The organism is Chryseolinea sp. H1M3-3 (assembly GCF_029360725.1).
GTDB lineage: Bacteria > Bacteroidota > Bacteroidia > Cytophagales > Cyclobacteriaceae > Chryseolinea.
Window position 1 is genome coordinate 590,738 of sequence record NZ_JARKMY010000001.1, and the last position, 15,726, is coordinate 606,463.

Here is a 15,726-nt window from a genome sequence, read left to right on the forward strand (position 1 = left end):
GTGTTGAAGTTCTAAGTGTTGAAGTGTGAAGTGATGATGTTTGATGTGCTACGTGCCTGATTACCTATTGTCCATAGTAAGAATCCGGTCCGTGTTTACGTTCAAAATGTTTCTTAATCAATGCATCTTTCAAGCGAGGGGCTTTCGGGTTAATTTGCTCGGTAAGCAAAGCCATTTGTGCTATGGATTCTAATACTGCGCTATTGTAGACCGCCTTCTCAGGTGTCTTTCCCCAGGTAAAAGGTGCATGATTTCCCACAAGGACCATTTCTATTTCTTCGTAATTCAGATTTCTATCTTTTAGACAGTTGATGATTTGAAACCCGGTTTCATGCTCGTAATTCCCTTTGATCATTTCATCGCTCATCGGCGGAGCACATGGTATATCAACTGTATTGTGATCGGCATGTGTGGTTCCAAAAATTGGTATGTCGCGTTGCGCCTGTGCCCATGCCGTTGCAAAAGTTGAATGGGTATGCACAATACCCCCGATCTTTGTCCAATGTTTATACAAAAGGGCATGTGTTTTTGTGTCAGAAGACGGGCGCAGTTTACCGGCGACGGTCTTTCCATCGAAGTCAACGATTACCATTTTATCGGGTGAAAGCTCGTCGTAAGGAACGCCACTAGGTTTGATAGCAAAGACTCCGGCTGACCGATCAACGGCGCTTACATTACCAAACGTAAAAAGTACCAGGCCCAATTTGGGTAGCTGCATGTTCGATTGATAAGCTGCCTGTTGTATTTCTTCGTAGTTGGGCATGTCGGTCAATTAGTTCTTATCACAGAATATTTTTTTGCATGGTGAGATGTTCAAGGGCATGACCAACATTGAGATACTTTTTGTATCGCGTCTTGTAAACTTCCACTGCCTGGTGATCAGGTTTAAATTCCTGATCAAATCCTTGTCCCATGGCTGCCATAGCATCTTCAACCTTGGGATACAAACCTGCCGCCGTAGCGCCGAACATAGCCGCGCCTAAAGCACAAGTTTGTTCCGATTTATGAATACGAATAGGCATGTTGATAACATCAGCCATTACTTGCATAATGTAGGGCGACTTACGCGCAACGCCTCCTAGTCCAATCAACCCTTTTACGGGTACTCCTTCGCTATTAAACCGATCCACAATGGCTTTTGCGCCAAAACACGTGGATTCAACCCATGCTTTGAAAAGATGCGGAGCATCACTCCCAAGATTCAGTCCTGTGATGGCGCCATTCAATAACTGATTTGCATCAGGAGTGCGGCGACCGTTAAGCCAATCTACTGCGAGCTCATTGTCAGAATCCAACGGAATAGCTAGGGCTTGCCGGGTAAGTTCGGGAATTATTTTATCAAGCATCTCTTCTCTTAATTTACCAGCCACATCGGCGTTGATGAAGGTTGACGTGCCCAGCAAATTTTTCAGCGGCCATGCTAACATATTTTTAAACCAGGCATACGTGTCGCCAAACGCAGATTGGCCTGCCTCCAATCCAATCATCCCGGGTATAATTGAACCATCCACTTGCCCACAGATTCCCTTCACCAAAATATCTTTCATATCGGCTTTTGGAATCACCATCATATCGCAGGTTGATGTACCCATTACTTTGCTCAAATGGTAAGGCTCGATTTGTCCTCCGACCGCCCCCATATGGCAATCAAAAGCACCTACACCAACCACCACATCGGAGGAAAGACCGAGGCGCTCGGCCCATTCTTTACTTAAACGACCTGCCGGCTTATCAGAGGTATATGTTTCTTTAAACAGACGCGCGGTAAATCCTTTTAATAGCGGATCAAGTGATGCAAAAAAGTCATCCGGAGGTAGCCCGCCAAATTCTGCAGCCCATAACGCTTTATGTCCTGCTGAACACACACCACGTTTAATTTGACTTGCATCCTTGCCCCCTGTAAGTAGGAAGGGTATCCAATCGCAATGCTCAACCCAGGAATAGCACGCCCTTCGTACAGCCTCATCGTTGCGCAGAACGTGGAGGAGCTTTGCCCAAAACCATTCGGAAGAATAAATTCCTCCAACAAACTGTAAATAATTAATGTCAAGTTTACCGGCATGTTCATTGATCAAAGCTGCTTCGCCCGTAGCGGTATGATCCTTCCACAAGACAAACATGGCATTCGGGTTCTTCTCAAAAGATGGAAGCAGCGATAGTGGAGTTCCTCCCTTGTCTACTGCAATGGGGGTTGATCCAGTGGTATCCACGGAAATCGCCTTAACATGCATTCCGGCAGGTGGTCCCGCTTCACGAACGCATTCTTTAATAGTCGATATGAGTCCATCGATGTAATCCTGGGGATGTTGACGAAACTGGTTTTTGGATGGATCACAATACAAGCCATCCCGCCAGCGGGGATAATAAAACACAGATGAGGCGATCTCGCTTCCGCTGGATGCATCAACCAAAACGGACCGCACGGAATCCGTTCCATAATCCACACCGATAACAAATTGTTTTTCCTTCATAATGGATTCAATCGTTTGAATGGGACGCCAATATAATCTTATTTTTTATAAGTGTATATATAACAATTATAATTTAAAAAGGGCGAGCTGCTTCTAAAACTAACACACAAAAATAAAAGACATACCATAAAGGATTCAAATACTTCAAGTTCCTAGGGTTAATAAGCGATGGTCGGTATAATCATTGATGAACATCAGGACGTTGCTGTACGACTGAAACTCTTCGATGGTATGCATGGTGGTTACTACAACGCACTTCATGCCGGCGTTAGCCGCTGCCTCGACGCCTTTTGGTGCGTCTTCAAATACAATACAATATTCAGGAGCCACGCCAAGAAGGTGCGCGGCCTTTAGAAAAACTTCAGGGTGTGGTTTGCTTTCTGTAACATCTCCCCCACTCACAACTACCGGAAAGTAGTCGCGAAGATTTAAATTGTCTAAAACGAAATCAATATTGATTGGTGGTGCAGCAGAACCTATGGCCATTTTGATTTTCTTTTCTTTTGCCGTCTCAAGAAAATCAAACAAACCGTGGATCAGATCGAGATGCGGCCGGTAAATTTGCTGGTATCTTTCTTCCTTCGCCTTGGAGATTGCCTCAAAATCGAATTCCTTAAATCTGGCTTCACCAAAAATACGGGTTAGTACTTCATCATTCTTTCCATACATCTGGGCTCTAACTTCAGCTTTTGTTAGCGTCCCCCCAAGATCGTTTGTAATTACGTCAAACCACACATCCAGATGATACTCCATGTCATCGATCATCGTGCCGTTCAAGTCAAATAAAAAAGCTTTTAAATTATTTATCATGTGTTACTGTTGACGTTTCTGCTATGGATGCACAACCCTTCAATAATGAAAAACTGCGCGAGAATGTATGTGACCATGACCCAAATATGTGCGCCGTTAACAGGTTTAAAAAATTTATTGATCGCAAGTAAAGAGTCAGAAAGCATGAACAGCGCCGACCCGCCAAACACCAGCCAGAAACTTGCTTGCTGAGTGCGTCCGAAGCGAAACACCGCATTCAATACCATGACCATCATGGCCAAGGCGTAAATCATAACCGGTATTTTCAAATCACCCAGTGTTGGAAATAATACTACAACTAATCCCGTACCCCATAACACAACAGGAAATGCAAGTCGCATCTTCTGAATTCCTTTAAGCGCATTTTCTTCCGCCTGATCCTGATGCTGACGATAAGCAATAATATAGAAAATGTGTGCTATCAAAAATGAGCCAAGTCCAACCATAAAAAATACGGGATTTACCGATTCGAACATCAGTGTTGTGTCACCAGCGAAAGAAAGTAAAATAGCCAGTAGTACCACCGCAGACTTCTGACCGGCATTAAAGAAATAATACAGACCGAGAGTAATCATAAGCAACGGTTTGCAAACAATATGCAGCTCTCTGGAATCAATGATCGAAGAAATTAATTCTCCAATCGATACGGCAAAGAAGAGGGCAAGAGCAATTTTTTTCATATAGGGCAAAGTGTTAGATCTACCAAGCTATGATGAGTCTGAGAGCCGGTTGACCAAAAAAGCTGCATCACGAAATCACTTTATCTTTATTTTTCTGCATCAGCAAAAACGTCAATGCGGCACCGGCCAATACACTGCAGATTGCAAATGAAAGTGTAAACCTTGAGGGATCATTTGCATAAACAAGACCTGAAGCAAACGCACCAAATCCAATTCCAAATTCCATGAAAATATATAACGAAGCAACGCCCCTTCCTTTAAACTTCGGATCACTCAGGTCCGTTGCCCAGGCTAATAATGTCGGCGATGTTGCACCTTGCGCGAATCCATAAAATGCAATTCCTAAAATTAATTGAAGGCTGGTTTCTGCGAAGGCAATGACCAACATTGACAGCAATACCATAATTGCGCAAATCTGTAGCACCGGTTTTCTTCCCCAGCGATCAGAAGCTTTTCCACCAACCAATCGAACAGCCAATGATGCGATTGTCATGTAGGTAAATAACAACCCTTTGTTTTTTATGCCAACGTGTTCACCGAAGTCAGGAAGCAATGTGAACACTGATCCATAAGAGTAGCCTAGAAACAACATTACAATGCACGGTGCAATTACGCGAGAATCAAATAAGTCCGATCGATTCACTTTTAATAAGCTAACACTGAAGCCATGTTTTTCTTTTACGGTTTCTTTAATACCGGCAAGGATGACGGCAGATATCAATGCAAAAGCCGAGGAGCAGTAAAACATAACGTCTATGCCAAATTGATTGGACAGCAGTCCACCAACGGCAGGCCCACCCGCCATGCCAATTGAACTTGCCGTGCCTAAAAGCCCCATTGCTTCTCCTCGCCTGTCTGCTGGAATAATGTCTGATAAGTAAGCGGCCTGGCCCGTAGGCTTAAAGCCCGTTGAAAATCCGTGTACCAGTCGTAATAACAAAAAGCCGGAAACTGTTGATAGTAATGGATAGAGCAGGCTGCAAACAAAACAAACAAGAGAACCAACCATCATTACGGGCACCCTCCCAACCGTGTCGGCCAACTTTCCGCTAAACGGGCGTGAGCACATTGCCGTGAGCGTAAACAATGAAATAATAAACCCTTTATATTTTGCACCGCCCAGATCCGCGAGGTAAGCCGGCAGGTCAGGTATCAACATGTTAAAGCTTGCAAAGAAAAGCAACGAGCTTATGCACAGTAGCCAGAATTGCGTGTTGTAAATTTTTTTTCCGGTCAATGATCGATGTTAATAATATGAAATACGAGGCGCGAGTGGCGATGAACAAAACTCAACCATGTGCCTCATGCTTCCAAACTAATTAAGGCCTTGCGGCTGTTCCTGTGCACCCAATAAGTATGCTTTGATAAAATCATCCAGGTCACCATCCAAAACATTTTGCGCGTCATGACGCTCTACTGCAGTACGCGCATCTTTTACAAGTTTGTATGGGTGCAACACATAGTTACGGATCTGCGAGCCAAAATCAATTTTCATTTTTCCGGCTTCCACTTTATCCCGTTCAACATTTCGTTTTTCAATTTCCACCTGGTACAATTTTGATTTCAGCATTTGCATGGCACGTTCGCGATTTGCATGTTGTGAACGTTCCACCTGACAAACGATAACGATACCAGTAGGTTTATGCGTCAGCTGCACTTTCGTTTCTACCTTATTTACATTCTGACCCCCGGCACCGCCAGAGCGTGAGGTCTGAATTTCGATATCAGCGGGATTAATTTCGATCTCGATGGAATCATCCACTTTTGGATAAACAAACACGGATGCAAAAGAAGTGTGACGCCGCTGGTTCGAATCAAAGGGGGAAATACGCACCAGGCGATGCACCCCAATTTCTGACTTAAGTTTCCCGTATGCAAACGGACCTTCTAATTCTAAAGTAGCGGATTTAATTCCGGCAACGTCTCCGGATTGATAGTCGATCTGCGTCACTTTATAGCCGCTTTTTTCACCCCACATAATATACATGCGATTAAGCATGTCAGCCCAATCCTGACTTTCGGTTCCTCCAGCCCCAGGGTTAATTTCGACAACGGCGCTAAGCTGATCTTCCTCTTTGCTCAACATTTTTTTAAACTCAAGCTCCTCCACAGCCTTAGATGCTTTTTCGTATTCACGTTGCAGTTCTTCTTCACCAACATCGCCCGCTTCATGAAATTCATTGAGCACCTCCAAGTCATCCATCAGTTTGGATACCTGGTCAAATGCGTCTGTCCACACTTTTTTTGTGCGGATATTCTTAAGGATTGCTTCGGCTTCTTTTGGCTTATTCCAAAAGTCGGCTTGCTGCGTAATAAGTTCTTCGTCTTTTACTTCAAGGCACTTACGATCGTAGTCAAAGATACCCCCTCAAGGCGCTAACGCGAGCCTTCAAATCTTTCAATTGTTCTGTTGTCATGGATGTTAATAGTTTTTACATTCAGGCTGCAAATATATTCCAAATGAAGAAATATTTGATCCTAGCTTTCTTTTTCATTGGAATCGTTGGGTATGCACAGGTTAAAAACTTCACCTTTCCTTACACAAACTCTTTTCCTATGAAAGGCCACGGTTAGTCGTTTGGTGCTATTTCACCAGGTCGGCACGGGATGCAGACGGAAAACACAATTTTAAACCAGGACATATTTAACGCTATGATTTGCTATAGCCATTCTTACTCTTGACGGATCGTTTCCAGGTAAAATGGAGAGCCTTCTTCAACAAGCATCAATCTGGTTCTTCCGCTGATCCGTTCATATTTTTTCTTGATCAACATCATGGGTAATCCAACGGCAACCATTGCAACGGATGTGGTAGTAACGTTATCATTAAGGGTCGCTTTATCGCCGTTCACGACCACGACGTTGATCTGATCGATTAAAAAATATCCAACGCCCGCCACCACAAGAAATTTCCCGATGAGATTTACAAGACCAGACTGATTTAAATACACCCTGTCTATTTTGCGATAAGGTATGGTTGTTTGATGAACCATCACCGCTGTATCAAACAGATTATTGATATAACTTTTTATTTTATTTTTCTCGCCTTTCAAACGGATAACAAATTCGTCGCCAGGATTGAATCGCATAATTACTTTCTCTCCCCTTAGGAGTACCAATTGTTTTTGTGCCTCCGCTTTATTTGCGGCAAAAAACCAGCAGGTTAGAAAAAGAAAGATTATATATTGTTTCACACCTCTTACAAAATGAATCAAATTTAAAAAAATTGTCAGTTGGCACTAAGTCTAAGGTTATCATCCAAATACCCGCGCAAAATAAGCTTACTTAGTCGGCAATAATGGTATTAATTAACGATTAATTTGAACGTTTAAAAACACACAAACACAAAGCATTTTTGTTTGTTATGACAGATGACAAAAAAAGCTGGATTAGTTCTATTGTGTAACCAAAATTTTCGCGCCATAATTATTAATATTTTTTTGTACCTTCTCTGCTTGTTTGGAGCCCCTTTTTTATACGAACTATACTATAGACTAACCCCTGAATAAGTCTATGAGTAAACTCATGCCAAGAGCGCTAATTTTATGGGGATTTTTTCTTCTGGTGGCCGGCGTGTCTTTTTGCCAGGATATAAAATTCAACCACATCACCACAGATGACGGTCTGGCTAATGGCAATGTTAGAACCATCTTGCAGGATTATCAAGGATTTTTTTGGATCGGGACGGAAGACGGCCTGCAGCGGTACGACGGATATTCGTTAGTTGAGTACAGACATGACCGTAATGACTCCACCAGTATTTCAAGCAACTTTATTTTTTGTTTATACGAAGACTCGAAAAAAAATCTATGGGTAGGTACAATGGATGGCGGTATCTGCTGGTATAACCGGAAAGAAAACAATTTCTATCGCTTTAAGAATAACTCTCGAGATCCTGCTTCATTACTAAACAACCTCGTTCGATCCATCACTGAAAGTTCCGATGGCCGATTGTACATTGGTTTAAAAGAAGGGGGATTTAGTCATTTTAAAATTCCGGAAACCATTACTGAAAAAATTGCTTTTACAAATTTCCCGATTCAAATTGTTCAAGATGCTCCCGGGCCACGTTGGGTGAGCGACATTATTGAGGATCATGACAAATCTATGTTAGTTGCCATCATAGGTGGCGGGGTCCATCGATATAATCCTAAGACTAACGAGTTCCATGAAATATTAAAGGATTCCATCACCAAAAGAACACAACGCCTTACGCTTGACTCTAAAAACCGGTTGTGGATCAGTACTTGGGGCGACGGATTATATGTTTATGACCATTTAACAAAACGCCTCGCACATCATACCGCAGGTCTCAAAGAATATCAGCTAGACCATAACCAGATTGAAGATGTTCACGAAGACGCCGAGGGAAATTTCTGGATATGCACGGATAATGGGCTAAGCTTTTTGCATTATAGTTTTGACCCTTTCGATTATTGTTATTTTGTGAATTATACACACAATGAATTTGAGCCATCAAGTTTATTGAGTAATTCGATCAAAGCCTTTTACAGGGATAAAATGAACCGATTGTGGATCGGTTCATATTTTGGCGGCGTAAATATTTATGATAAAAATGCATTTAAGTTTAATCCAGTCCGTTACAAGGTCTGGGCTCCTGGAAGTATTAGCAGCAACAATGTTTCCTCCTTTGAAGAAGATGAGCAAGGGAGTCTTTGGATTGCCACCGATGGTGGTGGGTTAAATTTTTTAAAAGGTGGGGTTGCCGACATTCGAAAAGATGCGTTTGAAAAAATTGACATCCGGATAAATGGCCAACGGATAGAAAAAATCAAATGCCTTGAATTAGATAAGGAAGGCAATTTATGGATTGGAACGTGGGGATCCGGATTAGTTAAGTTCAATACTTCAACGCGAACGTCACAGCACTATGGCGTTGACCGAAATTCATCGTCGGGGCTACTGGCCGACCAAGTGATGATGGTCAAAGCCGACAATCAGGACAACCTGTGGATAGGAACCTTTAGCGGAGGATTAAGTTACTTCGACAAGAAGCAAAACAAGTTTACCCATTATCCCAACCTTTATAATAATACACCTTCCGCTGAGCGGTTTAATATTAAATCAATATTTGTCGATTCGAAAGGTCGTGTATGGATTGCCCCTGAAGTAAGAGGATTACATCTATACGATTCCGCAACCCGTACTTTCCGAGCAATAAAAAATTCTGTTCTTACGCAAGACCTCACTATTCTCTCCATTTTGGAAGCGAAGGACGGTACGTTATGGCTGGGGACTAATGGTGCCGGACTCATACATTACAATCCCGAAAAGAAAACTACCGAGCTGTACAATGAGAAAATGGGTCTGGCAAACAACGTTATCTATGCAATAGAACAAGATTCACGGACAGGCAAATTGTGGCTAAGCTCTAACAAGGGATTGTCCGAGTTTGATTATATAAAAAAAACCAGTAAAAATTATAACAGAACAGATGGATTGCAAGGGAATCAGTATAATCCGGAAAGTTCATTCAGGTCAGCAGGCGGCACGTTGCTTTTCGGGGGTATCAATGGTATGGATGCTTTTGAACCCGGAAAAATTGAAACTAGTTCGCACTTGCCACAAGTGGTGTTCACGAACTTTTTCCTGGATAACGTGGAAGTCAATGTAAATGAATCAGGCTCACCGTTGAAAGAAAATATAATCCTCGCCAAAAATATTGACCTCAACCATAATCAGAATTCATTTAGCGTGGGCTTTGCTATCCTGGAGTATAGCTTTTCTGACCGCAATCAGTATGCGTACATGCTCGAAGGGTTTAATGATACCTGGCAACAAATTGGTTCCGAACGTAAAGCCACTTTTACAAATCTTAATCCGGGTTCTTATACTTTAAAGGTAAAGGCATCCAACAGCGATGGAGTATGGATGACCGCAGAGAAAAAGCTAGTCATTCATATCCATCCTGCATGGTGGCAGACAACATTTTTTAAGGTCGGAATTATTTTACTTTTCACGCTTACCGCAATCGCAGTGGTACGCATTCGCATCAACTATCTCTTGAAGCAAAAGCAGAAGTTAAAAAAGAAAGTGAAGGAACGAACGTATGAATTAAAACTAAAAAATGATGAGCTGACAGAAAAGATCGAAGAGATACGTTCACAGAATGAAGTTCTTCACAAACAAAAAATTCAGATCGTTGAAAAAAATAATGAGATACAGGCACAGAATGAGGAACTCACTGCACAAAACGATCAAATCATTTTACAGCGAGAAAATCTGAGAGAAGCAGAGCAAAAATTAAAAGAGGTCAATGAACAGTTGGAAGCCATTGTAGAACAACGCACCAAAAAACTAGAAGAAACAATTATCCAGTTGGACAAAACCGTCACTGAACTTGACCGGTTTGTTTACAGCGCCTCGCATGATTTAAGCGCCCCGTTAAAATCCGTATTGGGGCTTGTTCAAATTGCACGGATGGAAAAAGAACCGGAACGGCTTTGGGAATACTATAACCACATCGAGTTCAGTATTCAGAAACTGGACCGTGTTATAAAAAGTATGGTCGAGTTTTCCAGAAATTATCACCTCGATGTACAAGCTATAGATTTTAGTTTTCACGAGCTCGTTGATGAAGTTTTGCGCGAGCTTGCATTTTGGCCCGAAGCACGGAGAATTTCCTTCAAAAATAACGTGGCGGTAAAAGAATCAATCATTAAGAGCGATAGCCAACGCATGAAAGTTGTGCTTCACAATCTGATCAGTAACAGCGTGAAATATGCGGATCTTACGAAACCCGATTCGTATATACATATCGACCTGCATAAAAACGGTGCCTATAACACCATTACTATTTCAGACAACGGTATGGGTATAGAAAAAGAAAGACAATCCAGGATATTTGAAATGTATTACCGGGCTACAGACCGTTCGCATGGATCGGGTCTCGGCCTATTTATAGTAAAGGAAATCATTCTTAAGCTTGGAGGATTCATCGAAGTTAAATCTGTGTATGGCACGGGTTCAAGCTTTATCATTCACCTTCCCAAAGAACCAAACGGCAGGAATCCCGTTAAAGATCACCAGCCTTAAAACGTGATGCCTTGTTTTTTCATTTCTGCAATCAACTTGGCGGGTATGGGCATGCAGGAACAATTTTTCTGATGTTCCAAATGCCACTTTACCCTTTGCTCAAACGTCGGGTTCTTAGGCATTTTATGGTTGAGGTGCCATTTTTTATTCAGCTTGGTGACCACGGGTTTAGATAATTAGGTGTCTACGCTGATTGAAAAGCGAATTACTGAAACCCAAAAGAAAGCCCTTTCTGCATGGCCCGTTCATATTTCTTTTTATCAAACTTGTATAGGAAAGGTGCCTTATGCGCTCCGCCGGTTTTTCTTTCCGGAAGACGCTCAAGGACATCCAAGGCAAGCATTTTCTTTTGAAAGTTCCTGCGATCAAGAGAAACGCCCAGAATGGTTTCATATAACCGTTGCAATTCAGGCATCGTAAATGTCTGTGGTAATAAATTATAACCTACAGGCTGGTCATTAAGACTCAGTCGTAACGCCTCTAAAGCTTTTGTTACAATAGAGTTATGGTCATAAATTAATGATGGGATTTGTTGCACATCCCACCATTGGCATTCGTCACTCAACCAATCGGGCCGAGGGGTAACTTTAGAGAATTCGACCAACGCCCAATATCCCACCGTTATGAAACGGTCCATGATCCAACTCTTAGACGTGCCAATGATTTTAAATGATTTTTTCCCTCGTTCACGGTGCGGGTCACCAAAGACCTGAAATTGACGGAGAAAGATGTCCTTAAGGCCCGTTCGTTCTTTCAACACCCGTTTGGCCGACGCATCCAGCGATTCCTTGCGTTTCACGAATCCACCAGGAACGGACCAACTACCCTGATCTTTCCATTTCAGCAGCAATACTTTTAACTGATTATCATGAAATCCAAAAATCACGCAATCAATAGAAATATGAGGAAGAAAGTTACGATCGCCCTGTAACAAAAACTCCCGTAATTTTTTTTCGTATGACCCCATAAGGGCCTAAATTATGCATATTCGAATTGATTCACCAAACCCACCTGTCAGATGTAATTTAATAATCTAATGTGTATGGATAACACATTAAAATTAATTAACATTGTGTTACCTATACACATTGCAGGTTTTGTGGGTGTAACCGAAGTGTACACTGCAAGGGCCGCAGTAACCATGAATCGACCACCAGATCGCTTCGCTATCAAGAGATGAAAAGACTTTCTACTATTAAAATCACGCTCATCAATAGATTTTAACAAAGGGATAAATAGCATAAAGAAAAATGGAATATCATAACATGTTATTCTAAAAGTGGGGATTGAAAGTTCTTTTACAGTAAACATCATTTATAATATTAAAAGTGGGTGTCCTTATGACTGATGGTACTGTACTTGGGAAGCGAAGGGCCTGAAACTGTGGTTTGATGGATGGATTAACGATCCTCAGTTAGAAGTTAAAGGTTCCTTTGCTTTACCGTGAGCAAGGTTAGTGGTCTCGTTATTGATCTTCCGCATGATTATTATGCACTTAAAAAATGACGGCTAAGTTTTAAGCGCGCTTGCTTTTCCAACGATCGTACTTCTTGCGAAGCATAGAAACTGCATTCGGTCCACCCTTGACCTGATTAAATATCATTAAATTCAAATACGGCTTTTTATCAGTTGCTTTTGCTACCGTAATAAAAGCACTCGTTGCCCTTTGTTCACCACAGCGAACATCTCCACCTGCCTGAGATCCGGCCTCTAAAGCAAGCATTAAAATCTCATCGATCTGAAGTTTGTCGTCCTTACCTTTTTGGGCAATGTGTAAAATCTTCTCCAGCACTGTTTCATTTGCAAGCGTATTACCTTGCACAGAAATTCCATTCGTTGTGAGAGCACCTTTGTAAACCCTGGTGGAGTCTCCGGTGTAAGTTATGGGCGCTTTAAAATGCTTTAAGGTAATAACAGCATACTGCTGTCTTTCCGGATCAAAATAAGAATCCATCAATGCAGCAATGATTTCGTCGGGCGAATGATTGGTTAAAATCATTTGAACACCTTTCGACCTTGCTTTGCTATTGCTCATGGCCTGAACGATTATTGCTCCTTTGCCGGGAATAATTTCACCGATGCCGTAACAATTTTTAGTACAGGATGCGCCAGCTATTCCAATCTCGCCTGTGGCTGGGTCGACAATGATGATCGACCATGTTGCAAATGCATTACCACCCAGGAGAAGAATGATAGCTATAAGAATGGTTCTCATAAAAAATCAAAGTGCATTTGGACCAACAATTAAAATTCTATCCTCCTCGCTGCAATTCACACTCACCGATAATGATATTTTATTTGTTAGCTAAGAGTTTACGCTTTCCAGGCAACTTCCTCAACTCCTAATTCCTTTGTCATCATTCGGCTTAAAACAAACAGGTAATCAGATAACCGATTCAGATATTTTATTACTAACGGATCAGATTTTTCCTGATCATACAACGCCGTGGTTAAACGCTCGGCACGGCGGCACACCGTCCGTGCTACATGACAAAAGGAAACTGCCGTATGGCCTCCTGGCAAAATGAAAAACCGTAGCGGAGGTAATTCTGCATCCATTGAATCAATTTCTTTTTCCAGGAAAAGCACATCATCTTCGTGTAACGAGGGAATTTTGACTTTTGTATTTCCTGGTTCAGTCGCCAAAATCGCTCCAATAACGAATAACGTATTTTGTATGCGTATTAAAACTTGCGTCCTATTTTTATTCACTTCCTGGTCGCGGACCAGTCCTATAAAAGAATTCAGTTCATCAACAGTTCCATACGCATCAATACGCGCATCTGCTTTTGTAACCCGTTTTCCGCCAAAAAGTGAAGTTGTGCCTGAGTCGCCGGTTTTGGTGTAAATCTTCATTAGTATGCGTAGCCGTTGGTGTTTTCCGGTCGAAGTTAAGTTCTAACAATTGTTTTTCAAGCAGTTTGTTGTCTGCCTTTCAAAACCAAACCGTTGGGTAGCGTTTTTATAGCGCCATCACAAAACACCAAAGGTTGAATTAAGCCGGAACTCCCCTATTTACATTTTCGTTTTTCCGGTCCCATTCTACCAATCCGTCACGGAGGCGGATAATTCGATGTGCATAGTGTGCGATGTCATCTTCGTGTGTTACCATAATGATGGTGTTACCTTTGTCGTGAAGTTCCTGAAAGAGCGTCATGATCCCATAGGAGGTTTTGGTATCAAGGTTACCAGTTGGCTCATCGGCCAGGATGATGGACGGATTATTGACAAGAGCCCGGGCAATGGCGACACGTTGGCGCTGGCCCCCAGAGAGTTCGTTGGGTTTGTGGTGATAACGATCTGCCAGGTTTACACTTTCCAATGCAGCCATGGCCATTTCATTTCGTTCTGATTTGCTGTAACCTGCATAAATTAAAGGTAATGCTACGTTTTCTAACGCAGACGCCCTGGGCAACAGGTTGAAAGTCTGAAACACAAAACCAATTTCTTTATTTCTAATCTCTGCAAGCTCATTTTCAGTCATCTCACTCACCAGGTGGTTATTGAGACTGTAACTTCCGGATGTAGGCGAATCCAAACACCCCACAATATTCATCAGGGTGGATTTACCTGATCCAGACGGTCCCATAAATGCAACATATTCACCTTTCTCAATTGAAATTGAAACGTCCTGCAGGGCATTTACAATGTTGTTACCCATCTTGTAAATTTTCGAAATATGGCTTGTTTCAATTATTTTCATCCTTAAGCGTGTTGAAGTTTGAAGATCAAAGTCTTTCGTAGGCAGATTGTTTAAGTCGTATTTACGTGGTTAGCCTCCTGCGTGTTTAGGTTCGGTACCCCCAATTCATACAATTAGTTTACAATTTAACGTTTCCATTACAAGATGAAGGCAAAAAAAGTGGCTCCTCATGAAGATGTGACGTTCCCGGCCATTATATGTTACAGGCATCAGCGGCTCAGCCAAGCCTAAAATTAAATGTTTCCGTGGTGTAAGTGAAGTTTGAAAGATCGTAAACACGTTCTGAAAAGACCACATGATCGTTTTGATCAATCATTATTACGGTAGAACAACGGGAGCCATATCCTTCAGATTTAATAAACATCGATGAAAGGGCTCGCTCGCGTTCCAGCGAAAGCCCGGTACTCGGTAACAGTTCATCAACGGCAATCTGATCATCGTACAAAACTTCAAAGAGCCTTTCGGGATCAACGGTTGCCTGCGACAAGACCGGTTTCATTTTCTCTTTACCACGCAGAACTTTGGGCCAGGGGGTATCCAGCAGATGGTTGCTCAAGCCGTAGAATCCTTGCGAAAGTTTCTCAAACCCCTTTTTATAATTGGAGTGATACCATAACTCGTTCGCACGTCCTACAATAAGATTATATCCGTTATATCGCTTTCCATTTGTAATGACCTTTTGAAGATATCGATCTGCTGGTTCATCACCAATTAAAAAATCCGTGACGAGTTGCCCACGCGAGGGCGCCACAGGGTTAATGTTTTTGGGATCCCGATAATTCGTAACCATGCCGATTTTTCCTTCTTTTGTCATGGCAAGCCAAGTACCTCCTGCTTCTAGATCCCTTCCTCCGACGATGTATTCATAATCTTCCCAGTGTTGAGCCTTCGCAGTTTTACGGTTGTAGAATTCATCACGGTTACCTGCAAAAATCAATTTGTAGTTTGGATGATTATTAATGGAAAGGAATATCAGACACATATTAACAGTGTTGAAGTGTTGGTG

The 15,726-nt window shown here is 42.1% G+C and carries 13 protein-coding genes; 1 reads left to right on the top strand and 12 read right to left on the bottom strand.

What is annotated here, in order from left to right; translation table 11 throughout:
• Window positions 1–64 precede the first annotated feature (64 nt).
• The 7 genes from P2W71_RS02380 to P2W71_RS02410 form a co-directional block, all read right to left on the bottom strand.
• Complete coding sequence (locus P2W71_RS02380) at window positions 65–763, bottom strand: L-ribulose-5-phosphate 4-epimerase (protein WP_276366529.1); 699 nt, start codon at window positions 761–763, stop codon at window positions 65–67.
• A gap of 19 nt (window positions 764–782) precedes the next feature.
• Window positions 783–2,471 carry a ribulokinase gene (locus P2W71_RS02385; RefSeq protein WP_276366531.1) on the bottom strand — a complete coding sequence of 563 codons (1,689 nt, stop codon included), beginning with the start codon at window positions 2,469–2,471 and terminating at the stop codon, window positions 783–785.
• Between the two features lie 144 nt (window positions 2,472–2,615).
• Window positions 2,616–3,281, bottom strand: a complete 666-nt coding sequence (locus P2W71_RS02390) for an HAD family phosphatase (RefSeq protein ID WP_276366533.1) — start codon at window positions 3,279–3,281, stop codon at window positions 2,616–2,618.
• Window positions 3,278–3,961, bottom strand: a complete 684-nt coding sequence (locus tag P2W71_RS02395) for a lysoplasmalogenase (protein WP_276366534.1) — start codon at window positions 3,959–3,961, stop codon at window positions 3,278–3,280. The genes P2W71_RS02390 and P2W71_RS02395 overlap by 4 nt, the downstream gene beginning before the upstream one ends.
• 67 nt (window positions 3,962–4,028) lie before the next feature.
• Window positions 4,029–5,198 carry an MFS transporter gene (locus P2W71_RS02400; protein WP_276366536.1) on the bottom strand — a complete coding sequence of 390 codons (1,170 nt, stop codon included), beginning with the start codon at window positions 5,196–5,198 and terminating at the stop codon, window positions 4,029–4,031.
• A 78-nt stretch (window positions 5,199–5,276) separates the two neighbouring features.
• Window positions 5,277–6,378, bottom strand: a protein-coding gene (gene prfB / locus P2W71_RS02405) for a peptide chain release factor 2 (RefSeq protein ID WP_276366539.1) whose coding sequence is annotated in 2 segments (ribosomal slippage) — window positions 5,277–6,317 and window positions 6,319–6,378 — 1,101 coding nt in all. Because the reading frame shifts where the segments join, the coding sequence is not laid out codon by codon here.
• Window positions 6,379–6,633: 255 nt separating this feature from the next.
• Complete coding sequence (locus P2W71_RS02410) at window positions 6,634–7,155, bottom strand: hypothetical protein (RefSeq protein WP_276366542.1); 522 nt, start codon at window positions 7,153–7,155, stop codon at window positions 6,634–6,636.
• Between the two features lie 319 nt (window positions 7,156–7,474).
• On the opposite strand from P2W71_RS02410, the gene P2W71_RS02415 reads away from it, so the two are divergent.
• The gene (locus P2W71_RS02415; RefSeq protein ID WP_276366545.1) at window positions 7,475–11,017 is read left to right on the top strand and encodes a two-component regulator propeller domain-containing protein; all 3,543 of its coding nucleotides are present in this window, start codon (window positions 7,475–7,477) and stop codon (window positions 11,015–11,017) included.
• Window positions 11,018–11,222: 205 nt separating this feature from the next.
• On the opposite strand, the gene P2W71_RS02420 is transcribed toward P2W71_RS02415, so the two are convergent.
• The 5 genes from P2W71_RS02420 to P2W71_RS02440 all read right to left on the bottom strand — a co-directional run bounded on the left by P2W71_RS02420 (window position 11,223) and on the right by P2W71_RS02440 (window position 15,702).
• Window positions 11,223–11,984, bottom strand: a complete 762-nt coding sequence (locus P2W71_RS02420) for an NUDIX domain-containing protein (protein ID WP_276366548.1) — start codon at window positions 11,982–11,984, stop codon at window positions 11,223–11,225.
• 549 nt (window positions 11,985–12,533) lie between these two features.
• Window positions 12,534–13,232, bottom strand: coding sequence for a DUF1028 domain-containing protein (locus P2W71_RS02425; protein WP_276366551.1), 699 nt, complete (start codon window positions 13,230–13,232; stop codon window positions 12,534–12,536).
• 98 nt (window positions 13,233–13,330) lie between these two features.
• On the bottom strand, window positions 13,331–13,873 hold the full coding sequence (locus P2W71_RS02430) for a cob(I)yrinic acid a,c-diamide adenosyltransferase (RefSeq protein WP_276366553.1): 543 nt from the start codon (window positions 13,871–13,873) through the stop codon (window positions 13,331–13,333).
• 139 nt (window positions 13,874–14,012) lie between these two features.
• Window positions 14,013–14,720 carry an ABC transporter ATP-binding protein gene (locus P2W71_RS02435; protein WP_276366556.1) on the bottom strand — a complete coding sequence of 236 codons (708 nt, stop codon included), beginning with the start codon at window positions 14,718–14,720 and terminating at the stop codon, window positions 14,013–14,015.
• Window positions 14,721–14,937: 217 nt separating this feature from the next.
• Entirely contained in the window at window positions 14,938–15,702 is a 765-nt protein-coding gene (locus tag P2W71_RS02440; protein ID WP_276366559.1) for an NRDE family protein, read from the bottom strand.
• Between the last annotated feature and the right edge of the window lie 24 nt (window positions 15,703–15,726).